General features: G+C 57.5%; 17 protein-coding genes and 2 tRNA genes. 4 read left to right on the top strand and 15 right to left on the bottom strand.

Annotated features, from left to right (window positions below; translation table 11 throughout):
- Positions 1–86: 86 nt before the first annotated feature.
- On the bottom strand, positions 87–656 hold the full coding sequence (gene ampD, locus CPH17_RS16605) for a 1,6-anhydro-N-acetylmuramyl-L-alanine amidase AmpD (protein ID WP_096300408.1): 570 nt from the start codon (positions 654–656) through the stop codon (positions 87–89).
- Between the two features lie 78 nt (positions 657–734).
- Between ampD and nadC the strand changes: the two genes are divergently transcribed.
- Positions 735–1,589, top strand: coding sequence for a carboxylating nicotinate-nucleotide diphosphorylase (gene nadC, locus CPH17_RS16600; protein ID WP_096300406.1), 855 nt, complete (start codon positions 735–737; stop codon positions 1,587–1,589).
- 10 nt (positions 1,590–1,599) lie between these two features.
- On the opposite strand, the gene CPH17_RS16595 is transcribed toward nadC, so the two are convergent.
- Positions 1,600–2,121 (bottom strand): GNAT family N-acetyltransferase, encoded by a 522-nt coding sequence (locus tag CPH17_RS16595; RefSeq protein WP_074395339.1) that lies wholly within the window; start codon positions 2,119–2,121, stop codon positions 1,600–1,602.
- A 116-nt stretch (positions 2,122–2,237) separates the two neighbouring features.
- On the opposite strand from CPH17_RS16595, the gene tsaA reads away from it, so the two are divergent.
- Positions 2,238–2,975, top strand: coding sequence for a tRNA (N6-threonylcarbamoyladenosine(37)-N6)-methyltransferase TrmO (gene tsaA, locus CPH17_RS16590; protein ID WP_096300404.1), 738 nt, complete (start codon positions 2,238–2,240; stop codon positions 2,973–2,975).
- On the opposite strand, the gene purC is transcribed toward tsaA, so the two are convergent.
- The 3 genes from purC to dapA form a co-directional block, all read right to left on the bottom strand.
- A complete protein-coding gene (gene purC, locus CPH17_RS16585) occupies positions 2,972–3,688 on the bottom strand; it encodes a phosphoribosylaminoimidazolesuccinocarboxamide synthase (protein ID WP_074395337.1) in 717 nt (238 codons plus the stop codon). The two genes, tsaA and purC, sit on opposite strands and share 4 nt — an antisense overlap.
- A 32-nt stretch (positions 3,689–3,720) precedes the next feature.
- The gene (gene bamC, locus CPH17_RS16580) at positions 3,721–4,716 is read right to left on the bottom strand and encodes an outer membrane protein assembly factor BamC (protein WP_074395336.1); all 996 of its coding nucleotides are present in this window, start codon (positions 4,714–4,716) and stop codon (positions 3,721–3,723) included.
- Between the two features lie 82 nt (positions 4,717–4,798).
- Positions 4,799–5,683: a 4-hydroxy-tetrahydrodipicolinate synthase gene (dapA, locus tag CPH17_RS16575; RefSeq protein ID WP_096300402.1), complete on the bottom strand. Its 885-nt coding sequence runs from the start codon at positions 5,681–5,683 to the stop codon at positions 4,799–4,801.
- A 252-nt stretch (positions 5,684–5,935) separates the two neighbouring features.
- Between dapA and CPH17_RS16570 the strand changes: the two genes are divergently transcribed.
- Complete coding sequence (locus CPH17_RS16570) at positions 5,936–6,409, top strand: peroxiredoxin (protein WP_074395334.1); 474 nt, start codon at positions 5,936–5,938, stop codon at positions 6,407–6,409.
- Positions 6,410–6,468: 59 nt separating this feature from the next.
- On the opposite strand, the gene CPH17_RS16565 is transcribed toward CPH17_RS16570, so the two are convergent.
- On the bottom strand, positions 6,469–7,572 hold the full coding sequence (locus tag CPH17_RS16565; protein WP_074395333.1) for an AI-2E family transporter: 1,104 nt from the start codon (positions 7,570–7,572) through the stop codon (positions 6,469–6,471).
- On the bottom strand, positions 7,569–7,832 hold the full coding sequence (locus tag CPH17_RS16560; protein WP_074395332.1) for a sulfurtransferase TusA family protein: 264 nt from the start codon (positions 7,830–7,832) through the stop codon (positions 7,569–7,571). The genes CPH17_RS16565 and CPH17_RS16560 overlap by 4 nt, the downstream gene beginning before the upstream one ends.
- A gap of 150 nt (positions 7,833–7,982) precedes the next feature.
- On the opposite strand from CPH17_RS16560, the gene CPH17_RS16555 reads away from it, so the two are divergent.
- Positions 7,983–9,440: a M48 family metalloprotease gene (locus tag CPH17_RS16555; protein ID WP_074395331.1), complete on the top strand. Its 1,458-nt coding sequence runs from the start codon at positions 7,983–7,985 to the stop codon at positions 9,438–9,440.
- Between the two features lie 60 nt (positions 9,441–9,500).
- On the opposite strand, the gene nadA is transcribed toward CPH17_RS16555, so the two are convergent.
- From nadA to purL, 8 genes are all read right to left on the bottom strand, one after another.
- A complete protein-coding gene (nadA, locus tag CPH17_RS16550; RefSeq protein ID WP_074395330.1) occupies positions 9,501–10,529 on the bottom strand; it encodes a quinolinate synthase NadA in 1,029 nt (342 codons plus the stop codon).
- Between the two features lie 246 nt (positions 10,530–10,775).
- Positions 10,776–10,851, bottom strand: a tRNA-Lys gene (locus tag CPH17_RS16545).
- Between the two features lie 40 nt (positions 10,852–10,891).
- Positions 10,892–10,967, bottom strand: a tRNA-Lys gene (locus CPH17_RS16540).
- 103 nt (positions 10,968–11,070) lie between these two features.
- Positions 11,071–11,934: a 23S rRNA pseudouridine(2605) synthase RluB gene (gene rluB, locus CPH17_RS16535; protein WP_074395329.1), complete on the bottom strand. Its 864-nt coding sequence runs from the start codon at positions 11,932–11,934 to the stop codon at positions 11,071–11,073.
- Positions 11,921–12,739 carry an SMC-Scp complex subunit ScpB gene (gene scpB / locus CPH17_RS16530; protein ID WP_074395328.1) on the bottom strand — a complete coding sequence of 273 codons (819 nt, stop codon included), beginning with the start codon at positions 12,737–12,739 and terminating at the stop codon, positions 11,921–11,923. Before scpB ends, rluB begins: the two co-directional genes overlap by 14 nt.
- Positions 12,736–13,734, bottom strand: coding sequence for a segregation and condensation protein A (locus tag CPH17_RS16525; RefSeq protein ID WP_074395327.1), 999 nt, complete (start codon positions 13,732–13,734; stop codon positions 12,736–12,738). Before CPH17_RS16525 ends, scpB begins: the two co-directional genes overlap by 4 nt.
- Before the next feature lie 109 nt (positions 13,735–13,843).
- On the bottom strand, positions 13,844–15,652 hold the full coding sequence (locus CPH17_RS16520) for a DEAD/DEAH box helicase (RefSeq protein WP_096300400.1): 1,809 nt from the start codon (positions 15,650–15,652) through the stop codon (positions 13,844–13,846).
- Positions 15,653–15,698: 46 nt separating this feature from the next.
- On the bottom strand, positions 15,699–19,634 hold the full coding sequence (gene purL, locus CPH17_RS16515) for a phosphoribosylformylglycinamidine synthase (RefSeq protein ID WP_074395325.1): 3,936 nt from the start codon (positions 19,632–19,634) through the stop codon (positions 15,699–15,701).
- Positions 19,635–19,810: the final 176 nt, after the last annotated feature.

Below are 19,810 nucleotides of genomic sequence, written 5' to 3'. Positions count from 1 at the left end.
GACGTTGAAAGACGCAAAAAAGTGCGCGCCCATGTAGTCAAACTCCCGTTTCATTGTCTGCTTTCACCGTGACTTAAATCACTTTTTCACGTCACCAATTGCTGGCGCAAATAGGCCCAGTCAAAGGCCGGTCCGGGGTCGGTTTTGCGCAGCGGCGCCACCCGGGCGTGGCTGGTAATTCGCCCAGGCGTGATCGCCGGATAGCGCGCCCTGAGCCACGCGATCGCCTCTGCCAGACGCGCATACTGCGCTTTGGTATAGGGGGTGGTGTCGTCCCCTTCCAGCTCGATGCCCACCGTGAAGTCGTTCAGCGCCTTGCGCCAGCGCAGCTGGTTCGGGTCCCACCAGCAGGAGCGCCCCGCGTGCCAGGCACGCCGATCGGTATCGACGAACTGAATACACTCACCATCGCGGCGAATCAGCATATGGGCCGACACGCGCAGGTGGGCAATGGCGGCAAAATAAGGATGCGCCTGGGGGTCCAACTGGTTGGTAAATAGCGCTTCGATGGCAGCCCCGTGAAACTGGCCGGGCGGCAGGCTGATGGCGTGAATCAGCAGCAACGACACCTCATCGTGGGGGCGTTGGTCGGCATTTGGCGAGACCACCCGGCGGGCGGATGGCCACCAGCCCGGTGAAGAATCTGGGTCAGTCACGCAAGGACTCCTCTACGTTGGCGCACTCTTTCACTATAATGCCGGGCATAAACGCTAACGCCCAGAGAATTGACTGCTATGCATTACCAGACCGCACTTGCCGAAGAAATCCGTTCCAGCGCTGCTCGCCTGCTGGCCGAAGACGTTGGACCGGGCGATATTACCGCTGAACTGATTCCCGATCAGCAGTGGGCGACCGCCGAAGTGATTACCCGGGTCCCCGCCGTGCTCTGCGGCGTGGCCTGGGTCGACGATATTTTCCGCCGCCTGGATAGCCGCGTGGCACTCCGCTGGCAGGCCGCCGACGGTGACCGGCTGGACGCCGGGCAGTGCTTTCTGACCCTGGAAGGGCCAGCGCGCAGCCTGCTGACCGGCGAACGCGCAGCGCTCAACGTGCTGCAGACCCTGTCCGCGACCGCGACGGCCACGCGGGCCTACGTGGATCTCATTGCCGACACGGGTGTGCGCCTGCTGGACACCCGCAAGACACTGCCAGGCATGCGGCTGGCGCAAAAATACGCCGTGATGTGTGGCGGCGGCCACAACCATCGCATTGGGCTGTGGGATGCGTTTTTGATCAAGGAAAACCACATCGCCGCCTGCGGCGGCATCCAGGCGGCCGTCGCCCAGGCGCGCAAGCTGGCCGACGAGCTTCCCGTTGAGGTGGAAGTCGAAAATTTTGCCGAGCTTGAGCAGGCGCTGGCGGCCAAGGCGGATGTCATCATGCTGGATAACTTCAGCCTGGATGAGCTACGCACGGCGGTGGAGCTCACGGCGGGCAACGCCACTCTTGAAGCCTCGGGTAACGTCGATACCACGACCCTGCGCGCGATTGCCGAATCAGGCGTGGATTGTATTTCCTGCGGCACGCTGACCAAAGACATCAAGGCCATTGACCTGTCGATGCGCGTCACCCGTCAAGCGACCCCGTAACCGGCAACGTTTACGTTTCGACGGCGTTGAGCCGCTTCTGAAGACGAAACCGCTGAAGTGGCTCACCACCTCGTTCGACCCACTGTTCGCCCAGGTTCTGCCAGCCTCGTCGCATCAGCCGCTCGTAAAGCGTCAAACTCGCTTCAATATGGATGCGGTCAACACCTTGTTCCAACAGCAGCCGTTCGGCGTGAATTAATAGTGTGGTGCCAATCCCTCGACCATTGAGTGCCGGCCAGACGTATAACGTTTCGACTCGCCCAGCGGGCACATCAAGCTCTATAAATCCCACGCAGCGCCCGTCACAGCTCGCGACAAGGGTCGTATACAGCGCTTGTCGAGCGGACCAGGCGGTGGCCTCACGGGGCAAGACGCTTGCCCATGCGCGCCGCTGCGTCAGGCTATAACGCGTTGCGGCCCCTTGCATCACGGCATGGTAAAACACTTCCGCCTGATCGGCGGCATCGCGTGCGCGCGCCAGGCGATAGGTCACGCGGGCCGTCGAGGGCTTTACAGTCTGATCGTCTGTCATGCTTCACCTTGTGGGCGTTAACGCTTTCTTTTTCAAGGCATGCCCTGCGCCACTGCGCTGAGAACACGGCTGCATTATACTCGGCTATCTATTTTTCCCTTTGATGAGGCAGTGTGATGCACGATGCCCCACCCGGCGAGTCTTTTGCGCTGACACCTATCGGCCATGTAATAAGCGACTACGCCGATAAATTTGGCGTGCCCCGCCAGCCTGGGCTTGCGCCTGCTGCCAATGCACAACTTGTGCTTAGTCCGCCCTACGACGATCCACTCGCCGTGCGTGGACTGGACGCTTTCAGCCATGTATGGATCAGCTTTGTGTTTCATCAAAGCCCCGAGCGCTGGTCGCCACTCGTCAGACCCCCACGATTAGGCGGTAACCGCAAAGTGGGTGTGTTTGCCAGCCGCAGCACGCATCGTCCCAACCGGCTTGGCCTTTCGCTGGTCGAACTGAGTGGCATCGATACCCGCCAGGGCGTGCGCCTGATCCTGTCAGGCTGCGATTTGGTTAACGGCACGCCCGTGGTGGATATTAAACCCTATCTGCCCTGGGCTGAAGCGCGCCCGGATGCCCAGGCCGGCTTTGCCCCCGAGGCCCCCGCTCGGCTAGCGGTGCATTTCAGTGCAGCCGCCCTCGCCCAGTTGGCAACGCGCGATGATCAAGCCTCGCTCAGGACGTTGATCGAACAGGTACTGGGCCAAGACCCTCGCCCTGCCTACCAGCAAAGCCGGCCTGCTGAACGGGTATACGGGGTGAGGCTGCGCGATGTGGACGTCAAATTTCACCCACGCCAAAACGGCGAAGCCACCACGTTGGAGGTGGTGGCTATCGACACGTTGACGGCTCAACGTTAACGGGGAAAAGTAATACCTAAGCGGCGGCCTACTTCTTCGTAAGCCTCGATGACGCCACCCAAGCCTTGACGAAAGCGGTCTTTATCGAGTTTTTCTCGGGTATTGGCGTCCCATAGCCGGCACCCATCGGGAGAAAACTCATCGCCTAACACGACGTCGCCGTTAAATACACCAAACTCAAGTTTGTAATCCACCAGCAGCATATCGCCTTCTGCAAACAGCTGCTTAAGTATGTGGTTAACCTTGAAGGTGAGTGTCTTCATTTTGGCAAGTTGCTCAGGCGTCGCCCAGCCAAAGGTCTCTGCCAGTGACTCGTTGATCATCGGGTCGCCTTTGTCGTCGTTCTTCAAGAACAGCTCGAACGTAGGCGGCGTCAAGGTAATGCCTTCCTCAACGCCAAGGCGCTTCACGAGACCACCTGCCGCAATATTGCGCACCACACACTCCACCGGAATCATATGCATTTTCTTGACTAGGCTTTCCGTGTCAGAAAGCTGTTTCTCGAAATGCGTTGGGATACCGGCGTCTTCTAAGCGCTCCATAATAAAGGCGTTAAAGAGGTTATTAACCATCCCCTTGCGCGCCAGCGACTCTTTTTTCTTGCCGTCAAAGGCGCTGGTATCATCACGGAACTCAAGTACCAGCAGGTCCGGATCATCGGTGGTGTATACAGATTTTGCCTTACCGGCGTAGAGTTCTTGGCGCTTTTCCATGGGAGCTCCGCAAAAAGACAAAGATCATTGAATTAACGTAAATAGCCGGCTACACGCTCAAGAAGCTCGCGTTGATCGTCTTCACTGAACGAGCGGTCGCTTGCGTTAACTGCTCGCAGAACCGAACCATTGCCATCAGGTTGAAGCTCCAAACGTATTTCTTGAGACATGCGACGTACATCCGCGCTAAACACAATCTGGAGGGGGTTACGATTGCGTTCCTTTTCAGTCATGTATTCAACAGTGAACGAGCGATTATCCGGATCAGAAGCCAGCAGATCACGCTCCCCTTCCTGGTCAAAATCGAGCTCCAAGTAGTGATTCAACTCAGCCCAAACCCGCTCAACCGGATGCGAGACTGCCACTAGCCAATCATCACCTTGTTGACGAAGCGCTACCTCGTCACTGTCTTCCAGGCGCTGGGCATTTAATGAAGAAGATGACGCATCAGAAGAAACAGAAGAGGCGCTTCTGTCATCCAAGTAGGTGGCTAATGCATCTATGCAGCTGTCCATGCTCTGGCCACCACGTTCACAGCGAATTTCACTGCTTCCCTCGCGCAGAGCGCTTTGCAAGCGGAGCTCAGCCTGCGAGGTGACCAGGATGCCTTCAGAGGAACGGCTTTCCTGAACATCCAAACCACGCGCTTGTGCGAAGCTTTCCAACTGCGTCCATACGCTACTCGGTTCAGCGTCTACCACCAACCACCGCTGGTCGCCGATTTCACGAACTTCGACGTAATCAGGCGACAAGCCACTCCCCACGCCGAGTGGCTGAGGTGGCTGTACCTCGGCGACGTCATCCTGTTCGCTTTGATTGGCAACGTCGGGTACCGGCAGCGCATCACGGTAGCGTTGGGTATTGCGGGTATCGGGCAATACCAACGGTGACGCGGGCTTGGCGTCTACATAGTCCAAATTGCGATCATGGTAGAAGCCTTCATCGCGGGCGCAACCAGCAAGCGTTACGGCCGCCACCAGGGCCAGCGGTATCCATTTAAGCGCACGTTTTTCAAGCACAGAGCTCATTAAGCCACCTTAACAGTCAACAGATCGGTCACCTGGCGCTATGAAGCATTACCTCGCCAGGTAGCAAAGGGTCTTTTGCGGGTTATTCTTCAACTACCCCCGCGAGTTGTAGGGCTTCACTGACCGTGGCGTGGTACTTTTCCGACAGCCACGTCAGCGGCAGGCGAATACCCGCGTCGGCATATCCCATTCGATGTAACGCCCACTTTACCGGAATGGGATTGGACTCAACCCCCAGATTGGTATGCAGAGGCATCAAGCGCGTATTGATTTGGTGTGCTTTATCCGCATCGCCCGCTACCGCAGCGGCGCATAATTCATGCATCGCGTTCGGGGCGACGTTAGCCGTTACCGAAATATCGCCATGCCCACCCATTAGCATGAAATCACAGGCAGTGGCATCGTCACCCGAATAGAGCATAAAATCACTGCCCTTGAGGCGAATGATCAGATCCTCGGCACGTTCCAGGTTGCCCGTTGCATCCTTCAAGCCAATGATATTCTTGACTTCAGCCAGCCTTACGACGGTTTCATTATAGAGGTCTGAACAGGTCCGGCCGGGCACGTTATAGAGGATCACCGGCAGTTTGCTGCCCTCGGCCACGGCTTTGAAGTGCTGATACAAGCCCTCTTGGGTAGGCTTGTTATAGTAAGGACATACGGATAAACAGTAATCAGCGCCAACTTCGCCCGCATAGCGTGCCAGCTCAACAGCCTCCGACGTGGCGTTGGCCCCGGTGCCAGCAATTACCGGTATGCGCCCGTTTACTTCCTCGACCACACTGCGTATTACGTCGAAGTGCTCGGCAAATGACATGGTCGTCGGCTCACCGGTGGTGCCCGCCGCCACAATCGCATCGGTACCGTTTTCGAGATGGAAGTTCACCAGACGACGAAGCGCCTCCCAGTCGATGTCGCCATTGACTTTCATCGGCGTCGCCAGGGCGACGATGCTGCCTGTGATCATCCGTATTTCCTCACCTGCTAAAGGGTTAAATCAAGCGTCTATGACTCACGAGATAAGGAGCCGAGTTAATGCATGACGCAGCCTGCCATCATCTCAACAGGAATCCACAAAGGGCAAATGGTACTCAGGCGGCTCGACCCTGTACAGCGGAAAGCGCGGCAAGTTTTGACCCAAAGATGTTTTCTCCTTTGACATGCACCACAAGCTTGCGTGTAATCGCCCTTGAAAGCCACTACACATTAGGAGCTTTATATGTCTATTGACGTAGGCCAACCGGTCCCCGATTTTTCGGCACCGGCAACGGGTGATACCACCCTGACGTTATCCGAGCTTCGCGGCAAGCAGGTCGTTATTTATTTCTATCCCAAAGCCAGCACACCGGGTTGTACCACCGAAGGCGGCGATTTCCGCGACCGCAAAGCCGACTTTGATGAGGCTAACACGGTAATTATCGGCGTTTCGCGGGACGGCTTACGCGCCCAGGAGAACTTCAAAGCCAAGCAGGATTTTAACTTTACGCTGGTGTCGGATAAAGACGAAACCGTTTGCCGATTATTCGACGTTATCAAACTCAAAAAGCTCTACGGCAAGGAGCATTGGGGCATTGAGCGAAGCACTTTTTTAATTGATAGCGAAGGCAAGCTCGCTCAAGCCTGGCGTGGCGTCAAAGTGCCCGGTCACGTCGATGAAGTGCTCGCGACGGCTCAGGCACTTAACGCGCGTTAAACCACCCTACCCATCCGCCAGGCGGATGGGTAGACACCAAGCTAGCGAGCTGTCTTCCCTTACAGCGACTCTTCGTTGACGAGAACATGGTGACGCTCATCGCGCCCTTTCATCCCCCGCGGCCACGCATGCACCAACGCCTTCAGCAGCGTGGCGAGCGGAATGGCAAAAAACACGCCCCAGAACCCCCATATCCCGCCGAAGAATAACACTGCCACAATCACCGACACCGGGTGAATATTGTTGGTTTCCGAGAATAGTACCGGGGCGAGCACGTTGCCATCCAATGCCTGAATAACCCCGTAAGCAACCAGCACGTAAGCAAACGACTCGCTTAGCCCAAAGTGAAACCCGGCTACCGCCGCGACGGGAAGTGTCGCGACTGCCGCACCGATGTAGGGGACCAGTACAGAAAAGCCAACCAATACAGCTAGCAGTGCGGTGTATGGCAATTCAAAGAACGAGAATGTAATAAAGGTGACGATGGCGACAATAATAATCTCGATAAACTTGCCACGAATATAGTTGGCTATCTGATCGTCCATTTCACGCCAGATACGCGCCATCAAGGTGCGCTTCTGTGGCAGTAACGACAGTGTAAAACCGACTAGCGCCTCCCGGTCCTTAAGCATGAAAAAGACCAAAATAGGTACCAGCACCAGATAGATAATCAGCGATAAAATATTGCCCAACGATGCCAGCGACAACGTCAACGCACGCTGGCCCAACTGACTTATTTCGCGGCTGGCGACGCCAATCCAGTTTTGCATTTGGTCCGGGGTAATCAGGTTGGGATAGCGCGACTGCAGCTCATCCAGCCAGCTCTGCCCGCTTGCAAACATCCGCGGTGTTTCCTGCACAAGGCCAATCAACTGATTCCATATTAGCGGCAGCAAAATAAACGCCAAGGCCAGCAACACGCTGACAAACGCAAGAAAAACCACTATCACCGATAGTAAATGAGGAATGCCACGGCGGGTCAAGGCCCCCACCATCCCCTGGAGCAAAAACGCGATGACCAACGCGGTAAAAAAAGGCGCCAGCATACGGCCAAACCAGATGACCGCGGCAAACCCAGCGATGAGCACTACGAGTAGAATAAGGGCTTCTTCATCCGAAAAATAACGATCCACCCAACTTTTCAGGATCGCACGCATAGTCATGAGTGTTCACCTTCAGCCTTACGAAGCCAATAGTAGTAAATATCTCCGTGCTGTTCGCGGGCTTCCAAGCAATGCGAGCTCTGTTGGGCAAAGGCTTCAATATCGCGCCATGAGCCCGCATCAGTGGCACGCACTTCCAGTAACTGGCCAGGGGCAAGCCCCGCCAATGCCTGCTTGGCCTTTAGCAACGGCAACGGGCAGTGAAGCCCGCAGGCGTCAAGCACGGTATCGGGCTGTAAGCGCGTTGTTTGTTCCATCATTCTTATCCCCTTAAAAAAGACCCTGCACGTATCAGCCATTGTTGCATAGACTGTGCAGTATTCTCTGCGCACTTGATTTAACGGCACTTCACATCGTGAATCAATGTCATAGGTAATGACTCAGCGCTTTCCATCACCGATGAGGATGCCATGCCGCGATTTTGTATCGTCTCTGCAGGCTGGACGCGCGCCTTAGCGCTCGCCTGTAGCACGTTGTTAATACCCCTGCCTGCCGTAAGTAACGAACAGTCGTTACCCAGTCTAGGCAGTTCTTCTTCGTCGGCTAGCAGCGAAGAGTACCGGCTCGGCCGCGCTTGGCTACGCCAATTCCGCGCTCAGGCCCCCCAATGGCAGGACCCGATTGCCAACGATTATTTAAACAGCCTGATTAATCGGTTAGCCCCGCATAGCCAGTTGGGCGACCTGGACGTCACCACCGTCATGGTCGACCACCGAACGCTCAATGCATTTGCTGTCCCCGGTGGTGTCATCGGCATCAACGCCGGGCTATTCGCCTTTGCAGAAGACGAGGGAGCGTTTGTATCGGTCATCGCCCACGAACTGGGGCATCTTTCCCAACGCCACTATGCGCGCGGTAGTGAGCGTGCTGAACAGACACAGCTTCCCGCTATGGCCGGCATGCTGGCCGGACTACTGATCGCGGCGGGGGGCGGCGGTAATGCAGGCATTGCCACCGTTATGGGCTCTCAAGCAGCTCTCATTCAAGACCAGCTTACCTACTCGCGCCGCTATGAGCAGGAAGCAGACCGCGTGGGCCTTCAGGCCATGGCCGATGCCGGCTACGACCCTGAGGCCATGGTGGGCATGTTCCGCACCCTGCAGCGCATGGCCAGTCTCCAAGGCGGTACGCCCCCGGAGTTTTTATTGACCCACCCGGTGTCGGAGTCTCGGCTAAGTGACGCCCAATCTCGCGCCGCCCAGATGAATATTGCCTCAGCCTACTCAAGCGACACGCTCTACGACATGATTCGCGGCCGTGCGTTGCTGCAGATCCATCAACAGTCTCCCCAGCAGGCCAGCTCTCGCCTGGCTCAGGAAGATGCCGATGAGACTGCACAACGCTATGTAGCCGCCTTAGTGGATGCCAAGGGCGGGCGAGTCGATAACGCGCTACAAGCGCTTGATCAACTAAGCGATGAACAGCCAGACCTTGCCATGCTGCCTGGCTCGGCGGCGGACGTTGCACTTCAGGCACAGCGTTACGATGAAGCGATCCAACGCAGCCAGCAGTTGCTGCGCTTAATGCCCAACTACTTACCGGCCCAACTGGTGCTGGCCGAGGCGCAGCTTCAGCGGGATCCTGACGCGGCCTACGATGTCCTACGCGACGTCACCTCACAACATCCTGAAAATCCGCAAGGCTTTAATCTGCTATCAGAAGCCGCTGGCCGCAGCGGACGCAACGGCTGGGGCCATTTGGCACGCGCAGAATATCTTCAGTTGACCGGCCGCATGGATCGCGGCATTCGCCAGTTGGATATTGCCGAAGACGCCGCCGAGCGTGAAAACGACCAACAGGCGCTGGCACGCATCGAACAGCGGCGCAAAGATTTCATGGACTATCGCGAGGCCTTGGAACAGTTTTAGGCGCTACAAAACAATGTGCGCACGGCGGGGCTTTAAAGCCAGCCGTGCGAGGTCAGATAGCTAGGCGTTGAAATTCAGCATTCGCTCCAGCGGCTTGAGTGCCTGCTGACGCAGTGCATTATCCACGAAAACTTCACCGCTGCCTTCACGCAATGCACCCGCGAGATTATCAAGGGCATTCATTGCCATCCACGGGCAATGCGCGCAGCTGCGGCAAGTAGCGCCATTACCCGCCGTCGGCGCCTCAAACAGCGTTTTGTTGGGCACCGCTTGCTGCATTTTGAAGAAGATCCCGCGATCGGTTGCCACAATCAATTGTTCGTTAGGCAGGCTTTTGGCGGCGTTGATTAATTGGGATGTTGACCCCGTCACATCAGCCAACTGGACCACCGGCGCGGGTGATTCAGGATGAACCAGTACAGCGGCATCCGGATAAAGTCGCTTTAGATCTTCGACGCCTTTCGCTTTGAATTCCTCGTGGACGATGCAGGCGCCATCCCACATCAGCATATCGGCACCGGTTTTATTCTGAATGTAGCTGCCCAGGTGTTTATCAGGCGCCCAAAGAATTTTTTCGCCTTTTGCCTGGAGATGCTCGATGACGTCGACGGCAATAGACGACGTCACTACCCAATCGGCACGTGCTTTAACGGCCGCCGAGGTATTGGCATAGACCACCACGGTGCGATCAGGGTGAGCATCGCAAAAGGCGCTGAACTCATCGGCGGGGCAGCCGATATCCAGCGAGCAGGTAGCCTCTAACGTCGGCATCAGGACGCGTTTATCCGGCGACAGGATTTTCGCCGTTTCCCCCATAAAGCGCACCCCGGCCACTACCAGCGTAGTGGCGTCATGGCGCGCACCGAAACGGGCCATTTCCAGCGAATCAGCCACACAACCGCCGGTCTCTTCCGCGAGCTGTTGAATGGCATCATCGGTGTAATAGTGCGCCACCAGTACAGCGTTGTGCTGTTTCAGTAGCTGTTTGATTTCCGCTACGCGCGCCTGATCTTCGGCGGGAATGCGGGTCGGGCAGTACGGGCTGGGGAGCGGAGCATCAAGCTCGGCTTGGGAAGTCATAATAGTCATCGTGTCTACCACTGTGACGAACAGGGTATCCCCCTGTTAAACACCAGTCACGGCGTATGCGCTCCGCACGCGCCGCTCTCGATGGCAAGAACCGCTGCGTCTTTCGCGATGGGCCTTACCGGTATTCATCGTTAATAAGACCATTTTGGCGGGAAATGGTTGCCGACGGCAAGCCCAATTATTAAGCCCCGACAAATCGCTCATAGCAAAACACCCCTGGCAGCGAACTGCCAGGGGTGTTGAATTTGGTGGGTCGTGCAGGATTCGAACCTGCGACCAATTGATTAAAAGTCAACTGCTCTACCAACTGAGCTAACGACCCGGCGCTCACGCGGCGGTGGCAAATGATAATACAGTTCGGCTGGTGGGTCGTGCAGGATTCGAACCTGCGACCAATTGATTAAAAGTCAACTGCTCTACCAACTGAGCTAACGACCCGCCCGAACGGATGCATATCTTACGGACGAGCTACGCTATCCGCAAGTCTTTTTTGAACTTTTGCCTCAACCGCTGGCCGACTCACACCTGTATTAAACAGCCCTTAACGCCGTTTGGGCTTGCGCATCGCTTGCACCGGACGACGCTTGTTTTTATCGCGGCTCCAGCGGTTTTTCTCGTCTGGCGTAAGCTCAGGCACTTTGCGAGTTTCAAGTTGAGCAAGCGCGGCAAGATCATCCACCTCATCCTGAGAAAGCTCAACCCATTCGCCCGCTTTAGCGCGCTTATCAAGGAAGATATTGCCGTATCGGACCCGTTTCAAACGACTTACTGTCAGTTCCTGTGATTCCCAAAGGCGACGGACTTCGCGGTTACGACCTTCCAAAATGACCACGTGGAACCAGGTATTAATCCCTTCGCCACCAAACTCTTGCACATCGGTAAACCGGGCGGGCCCATCTTCCAGCATTACGCCGTCGACCATGGCCACGATATGCTCGCGCTTAACCTCGCCCATCACCCGCACCGCGTATTCACGCTCGACTTGCGTCGAGGGGTGCATTAAGCGGTTAGCCAGTTCGCCGTCAGTGGTGAAGAGCAAAAGCCCGCTGGTATTGATATCCAGACGGCCGATGGCAATCCAACGCTCGCCTTTCAAGCGCGGCAACCGATCAAACACGGTACGACGGCCTTCGGGATCCTTGCGGGTGCACAACTCGCCTTCCGGCTTGTTGTACATGATCACCCGGCGGGGTGTTTCGTCTTCTGCTCGCAGTGTTACCAGCCGGTCGTCAACGCTGACTTTGTCGCGTGCTTCAACGCGATCGCCCAGCTTGGCGACCTGATTGTTAACTTTGACGCGGCCATCCGCAATGACGGTTTCCATCTCACGCCGCGAGCCGAATCCGGCACGGGCAAGTACTTTTTGCAGCTTTTCGCTGGTAGGGGGAGTATTACTCTGACTCATGGTCGTCTGACCTCTCATCATGGGTCTGCGTGCGCGCACCTTGATCACTGGAGCGCTGCGCACGTGCCGTCAAGCGTGCCTCTAAATCGGCAAAGCTCAGCGGCTGGGTTAACGCCGTCTCGGCGTGCGTATCGGCGCTATCGGCCGTTTCGGGTGGCGCATCCTGCACGGTTTCAGGCGTGTCGTCCAGTCCTTCTTGCGCTTCAGGCGTCGGAGGGGCCTGCAGCAGGGGTTGCTCGTCGTTTTCGCCAAGCGTATCTTGCCAGTCGGCTTCCCCGCTAACCAGCTCGTGCATCGGCGGCAGCTCATCGAGCGTTTTTAACCCAAAATCATCCAGAAAGCTTCGCGAGGTGGCATACACCGCAGGCCTTCCCGGCACATCGCGATGCCCGACTACTCTTACCCAACCACGCTCCATCAGCGTGCGCATGATCGAACTGCTAACGCTAACCCCACGCACATCTTCAATATCGCTGCGGGTGACCGGCTGCCGATAGGCAATCAGTGCCAGGGTTTCGAGCAGCGCCCGGGAGTAGCGCTGCGGTCGCTCGTCCCATAGACGGGATACCCACCGGGATAGCCGCGGACGAATACGCAGTTGATAACCTGAAGCGGTTTCAACGAGCTCAAGGGCACCTTGCCTGTGGCGTTCGTCCAGACGTGCCAGCACCTCGCGCAGCTCGTTTTTTGATGGGCACTCACCATCCAGAAACAGCGTTTCCAGGCGCTCCAGGGGCAGCGGTTCACCCGCCGCCAATAACGCGGCTTCGAGTATCTCGTCCAGTGCCGAGTTGACTTCTCTCATGGCGTTTCCCTATCGGCGGGCTCATCTGCCCGGCGCGACGCTTGCTCGTCGGTGCGCGCTTCAAACGCGCTTTCTTCCAGACTATTCTCGCCAATGTCATCCATCTCAAACGCGCCTTCAGGATCATCGTGGTCGTTTATGGCCGCAGGCCTTGCGCGCACATGGATCGGTGAGAGCGGCGCGTTTTGCACGATATCGATCATCGCCTCTTTGGCCAGTTCTAAAATCGCCATAAACGTCACCACCACGCCAGCCCTACCCTCTTCCAAGGTAAACAATGCAGCGAAGGGGATATAATGCGGCGCGGCGCCCTCTCCGCTGAGCTGTTCCATGATCGCGAGCATCCGTTCACGGGTGGACAATACCTCCCGGCTTATATGGTGGGCCTGGGTAAGCTCGGCGCGCTTGAGAATATCGGCCAGCGCGCCCAGCAACTCGTCCAGCTCGACCGGCGGATGAATGACCCGCGCTTCCAGCGGTGGCAAACCCGCCTGCACGCTGAACCAGTCGCGGCCCACCCGCGGCAGGGTATCCAGCGATTCCGCGGCTTCCTTGAGGCGCTCATATTCTTGCAGGCGTCGGATTAACTCTGCTCGCGGATCCTCTTCCTCCTCGCCTTCCGCTTTAGGCGGGCGGGGGAGTAGCGTGCGCGATTTAATCTCGGCCAACATAGCGGCCATTAGCAGGTACTCACCCGCTAACTCAATTTCCATGGCCTTCATCAGTTCCACATATTCAATGTACTGATGGGTAATGGTGGCTACATTGATGGTCAGAATATCCAGGTTCTGGCGACGAATCAGGTAAAGCAGGAGATCCAGCGGTCCTTCAAACGCCTCCAAAAAAACGCGCAGCGCTTCCGGGGGGATGTATAAATCCTCCGGCATCTGAGTGATCGGTTCGTTAAATAGCCGCCCCAGTGCTTCGGCCACCGGCGCTGTGTCCGAGGTGTCCGTGCTTAAGAGGGGAGCATTAGCGCTTGGCGTCTCGCTCACGCGGGTCGGTTTCCTTGGTTAATCACGCGGGTTAAATAGCATCGTTGTCACCTAGTTCATACAAAGCGCAGTGTAACAAAGTCACTGAGCGACGTGACCTGGGGCCACTTTACCCCGCTTCCGCGGCTTTGCGGTAGCGTCCATGATAATCAAACAGCTTATCGCGAAGCTGCCAGTGACGACCCACTTTACGGCCGACCACAAAATCGGGATGGCGCAGGCGCCGCTGCTCGCTGACCACCTCTTGGGGCGTGACGGGCTGCCAAGGCGTTCCAGGCGCGCGCAAGTGGTCGCGCATAAAGGCGATGTAGAACGCGCGACGCTGGGCCGGCGTCTCAAGCGCAAACCATTCCGCCAAGCTCGCGCCGTCCTCATCATAGTAGGTGACTTTGAGGCGTGGTAAGCCCCGCCCGTTGGTGGTGGCTTCCAGCGCCATACCGCTGACCCTTAGCACCTTGGCATCTTTCAGCTTTAGGGCATCCTTAAGCTTGTTATCAGCGTCGACCAGCAGCGTCTCGCAGCCATGACATCGGCGGGCGGCAATATCGTTTTCCGCGCCGCATTCGCCGCAGACTTTAAAGCGGAATCGAAAGTCGCACTGGCGACGCTTGCCCGCCTCATCCTCGATCAACCCCTGGCAGCGGCGGCCAAAGTGCTCGATCACCAGCTCACCGTCGCGCTTGCCCCAAAACAGGTTGGCATGGCCGCAAGCGGGGCATTCCACCTGAACCGGCTCGCTATCGCTATCCGGCTTAGGTTCACCGACTTCCGGCGCATACAGGTCCCAAGGGTTGCCCGCGTAGTCGAGCACCAGGCAATCCTGCTTGCCGGGAGACAGGCGCAGCCCCCGCCCCACCATCTGCTGATACAGACTGACCGACTCGGTAGGCCGCAAAATCGCAATCAAGTCAACGTGTGGAGCATCGAACCCGGTGGTCAGCACGGCCACGTTGACCAGGTATTTAAGCGTTTGGGCTTTAAAGGCGTCGATAATTGCCGTGCGGTCCTGAGAGACAGTGCCTCCAGTAATCAGCGCCGCTTGCCCCACCGGCAGATAGCCCATGATCTCTTCCGCATGGGCCACGGTGGCGGCAAAAATCATCACGCCCTGGCGCCCCTCCGCCAGCTCGACGACCTGGCGGATAATGCCCGGCGTGGCGCGACTGCCCGCCACCACCTGGTTCAGCGCCGCCTCGCTATAAAGACCATTAGCTGACGGCGCTAGACGCGAAAAATCATACCCTTCGACCGCCATATCGCGCCGTTTGGGTTCGGCCAAATAGCCTTGCTTGACCATTAATCTAAGTGGCTGCTCAAACACGCAGTCACGAAAGAAACAGTCATCTCTACCTTTCACCATGCCGTGATAATGGCGGTGATAGATGAACCCCTGGCCCAGGCGATAGGGCGTTGCCGTAAGGCCAAGTATTTTAAGCTGTGGATTTTGCTGCTGCAGGTGGTCGATTACCTGGCGATAGCTGGCGTCCTCATCCAGAGAAATACGATGACATTCATCAACCACCAGCAAGGTGAAGCGGCCATCGGCAAAGCGATCCAGGTTGCGCACCACCGACTGCACCGAGCCGAACACCACCTGCCGCTGGGCGTCCTTGCGCTTGAGTCCGGCGCTAAAAATATCCGCCTTCAGACCGTAGGCCTGGTACTTGGCGTGGTTCTGCTCGACCAACTCACGCACGTGGGCCAACACCAGCACACGGCCCCGCGCCAGCCGGGCGAGTTCGGCGATCACCAATGACTTGCCGCTTCCGGTCGGCAATACCACCACCGCCGGCTCGTGGGAGGCACGAAAATGCGCCACCACGCGGCTAACCGCCTGGGTTTGATAAGGCCGCAGTGTGGGTGTTGCAGGGCCAGCGCCGAAAGGCGGCCCGCAGGCCGCCTTTTCAGGGTGTGTCATCATTCACCTAGTGTTTTGACTGACGTCAACTGGATGATCTCAACAATTAACCCAACCAAGTGCGCGCATTGCGGAACAAGCGCAGCCAGGCGCCATCCTCGGTCCATTCGCTGGGGCGCCAGGAATTGGTAACCGCGCGCGCCACGCGCTCTGGGTGCGGCATCATGATCGTGACGCGCCCGTCGGGCGTGGTCAGCCCGGTAATACCCGACGGTGACCCATTGGGATTCGACGGGTAGCGGGTAGTCGCCTGGCCGTAATTGTCGATGTAACGCAGTGCCACCTGACTGCTCGACTGCATCCGGCGTAGGTGGGCACTGTCGCGGAATGCCGCCTGGCCTTCGCCATGGGCAACTGCGATCGGCAACTGAGAGCCTTCCATGCCCGCCAGCAAAATGGAGGGGCTCTTTTCGACCCGCACCATAGAAACACGTGCTTCAAACTGCTCGGATTCGTTGCGCACAAAGTCGGGCCAGTCTTTTGCCCCGGGTATTAACGACTTCAGTTGCGAAAGCATTTGGCAGCCGTTGCAAACGCCTAGCGAGAAGCTGTCATCACGTTTGAAGAACCCGGCAAACTGCTCGCGGGCACGCTCGTTGAACAGCACTGACTTCGCCCAGCCGCCACCTGCGCCTAACACGTCGCCATAAGAGAAACCGCCGCAGGCCACCAAGCCTTTGAAATCATCAAGCGACACCCGTCCTTCAAGAATGTCACTCATATGCACATCTACGGCGTCAAAACCGGCTTTATCGAACGCCCAGGCCATTTCCACTTGGCCATTGACGCCCTGCTCACGCAACACGGCCATGGCCGGTTTTGCGGTGTTGATAAACGGCGCGCTGACATCGTCATTGATATCAAAGGTAGGCGATGCACTAAGTCCGGGATCGCGAATATCGAGCAGGTTGTCGAATTCGTTTTTCGCACATTCTGGGTTATCGCGCAGCGCCTGCATGCGATAACTGGTTTCTGACCAGGTACGCTGGGTCAATTGACGCGTGGTTTCGAGCAGCGGCTCTTCAAATAGCGTCACGCGTACTTGGTCATCATAGCGCGGACGCGCGATCACGCCGCAGGTTTCAATACCGGCCACGGCAAACTGGGTCAGCACTTCTTCGGTGTGCTCACGGTTGACCTGGATTACCGCGCCCAGTTCTTCGGAAAACAGCGCGCTAAACGCCTCCACCGGCTCATCAATCAGCCAATCGAGCTTGATCTCAAGCCCCGCGTGGGCAGCAAAGGCCATCTCCAACAGCGTCACCAGCAGGCCACCATCGCTGCGATCGTGGTACGCCAACAGCTTGCCGTCACGGTTTAGGCCTTGAATGACTTCAAAGAACGCCTTGATGTCTTCGGCGTCATCTACATCGGGACATTCATCGCCCACTTGGCCATACACCTGCGCCAATGCCGAGCCACCTAGACGGTTCTGGCCGTTGCCCAGGTCGATCAAAATCAGATCGGACTCGTCCTGTTCGAGATTAATTTGCGGCGTTAGGGTCGCCAGCGCATCGGTCACAGGAGCAAAACCGGTGACCACTAGTGAGAGCGGCGAGGTAATGCTTTTGTCTTCTTTTTCGCCTTGCGGATTGTCGGCTTGCCAAGCCGTGCGCATTGACATGGAATCTTTGCCCACTGGAATAGCAATCCCCAGCGCCGGGCATAATTCCATGCCCACCGCATGCACCGCATCAAACAGCGCCTGGTTTTCGCCGGGGTAGTCGGCTGCGCTCATCCAGTTAGCCGAGAGTTTGATATCGCCCAGTTTGGCAATCGGTGCGGCTGCCAAGTTAGTGATCGCCTCAGCGACGGCCAGCCGGGCGCTTGCGGCAGGGTCAATCAGAGCCACCGGGGGACGTTCGCCCATGGCCATCGCCTCGCCAGTGTGTGTATCAAAGCTCGCAGTGGTCACCGCCACATCGGCCACTGGGACCTGCCATGGGCCGACCATTTGGTCACGCGCCACTTGGCCGGTAATAGAGCGGTCGCCAATGGTGATCAGGAAGCTTTTCGAAGCCACCGTCGGCAGTCGCAGCACGCGATCCATCGCTTCACGCAGGTCCAGGTTATCGAGCATTACACTCGAGGTGGCGGGCGTTTGGCGGTTAAATTCACGCAGCATTTTGGGCGGTTTGCCAAATAGCACGCTCATCGGCAAATCCACCGGCTTGGTTTCAAAGTGGCCGTCGCGCACTTCCAGATAGTGCTGTTCAAGGGCTTCGCCCACCACAGCGTAGGGACAGCGCTCACGGGCACAAAGTGCATCAAAGGTAGCGATATCCTCGGGTGCCACGGCCAGCACATAGCGTTCCTGCGCTTCGTTGCACCAGATTTCCAACGGACTCATGCCAGGCTCGGCATTAGGCACCGCGCGTAAATCAAACAGGCCGCCGCGGCCGCCATCCTTAACCAGTTCGGGCAGCGCGTTGGAAAGCCCACCGGCGCCTACATCGTGAATAAAGCGAAGGGGGTTATGGTCACCCAGCGCCCAGCAGCGGTCGATGACCTCTTGGGCACGGCGTTCAATTTCCGGGTTTTCCCGCTGTACGGAGGCAAAATCCAAATCGGCGCTCGACGCACCCGAAGCCATGCTGGAGGCCGCGCCGCCGCCCAGACCAATCAACATCGCCGGGCCGCCCATGACGATCAGCTTGCCACCCACCGGAATGTCGCCTTTTTGCACATGGTGGGCACGGATATTGCCATAACCGCCGGCGATCATGATCGGCTTGTGGAAACCACGCCGTTCAATCCCGTCGTCACTCAGCACATCCTGCTCGTAAGTGCGGAAATAACCGGTCAGGTTAGGGCGACCAAATTCGTTGTTGAAGGCCGCGCCGCCGATAGGGCCATCGAGCATAATCGAAAGCGCCGACTGCATGCGCTCGGGCTTACCGTAATCGAAAGCTTCCCAAGGCTGAACAAATTCGGGAATGCGCAGATTGGATACGGTAAAACCTGACAGCCCCGCTTTGGGTTTGCCGCCGATACCGGTCGCCCCTTCATCGCGAATTTCACCGCCCGACCCCGTCGCCGCACCTGGGAAGGGCGCTATGGCCGTGGGGTGGTTATGGGTTTCCACCTTCATCAGGATGTGGATAGGTTCCTGATGCGTGCCGTAAAGGGCGCGCTGGTTATCGGCACCCGTCAATGGGGTGGCGAAAAAGCGTCCCGCCTGACTGCCTTTAATGACGGCTGCATTGTCGCTGTAGGCGGAGAGTACATTTTCCGGCGACGTAGCGAAGGTGTTCTTGATCATCTTGAACAGCGAATGGCTTTGCGGCTCGCCGTCGATCAGCCAGTCGGCATTGAAGATTTTATGGCGGCAGTGCTCGGAGTTCGCTTGGGCGAACATCATCAGCTCAACATCGCTTGGGTTGCGGTTCAGCTCATTAAACGCTTCCACCAGATAATCGATTTCGTCATCCGCCAGCGCCAGCCCCAGCTCACGGTTAGCCGTGGCCAAGGCCTCGCGGCCGCCAGTGAGAATATCCACGCTGCCTAACGGCGCCGGGTCGTGACGGGCGAACAGCTTGGCGGCATCCGAGGCATCGGTCAGCACGCTTTCGGTCATCCGGTCATGAAGGCAGGCCACCACCGCGTTAAATGCGTCTTCGTCGGGTGATGAGCTAAATGCAATGCGATAATCAATACCGCGCTCGATCCGCGAAATGCCCATCAAGCCACAATTATGGGCAATATTGGTGGCCTTAGACGACCAGGGAGACTGGGTGCCAATGCGCGGCACCACCAAAAAACGCCGTGCGCCCTTGGGTGGCTCAACCGCTTCCTCATGGCCGTAATCCAACAGCTGCGCCAACCGCTCGTGGGCAGCCTCATCCAATTCGTCGTGATGGTCAATAAAATGAACGTAGTCGGCGGATAGCGCCTCGACCTCGGGAACACGTTCACGCAGCACCGCTAATAACCGAGCATGACGGAAGGCAGAAAGGGCGGGCGCGCCTCGCAGTTCGAGCATATCCAGAAGCCTCTAGAGCAGGAAGAATTCGAGCAGACAAATCAACAGGCCGCCATGCGGCCGTCTTTTGTGACACTAATTAGCGGCTATGATACTGGAAAGCGTCGGCCACACGAAATCAACAAGGTGACAGCCTGCTAGCGGCTGGGTATCGTGGCAGCTTACCCTGTGCCGAC

The organism is Halomonas sp. hl-4 (assembly GCF_900215475.1).
Lineage (GTDB): Bacteria > Pseudomonadota > Gammaproteobacteria > Pseudomonadales > Halomonadaceae > Vreelandella.
Note: the sequence above shows the minus strand (reverse complement) of the source record. Positions and strands in the feature narration are given on the sequence as shown.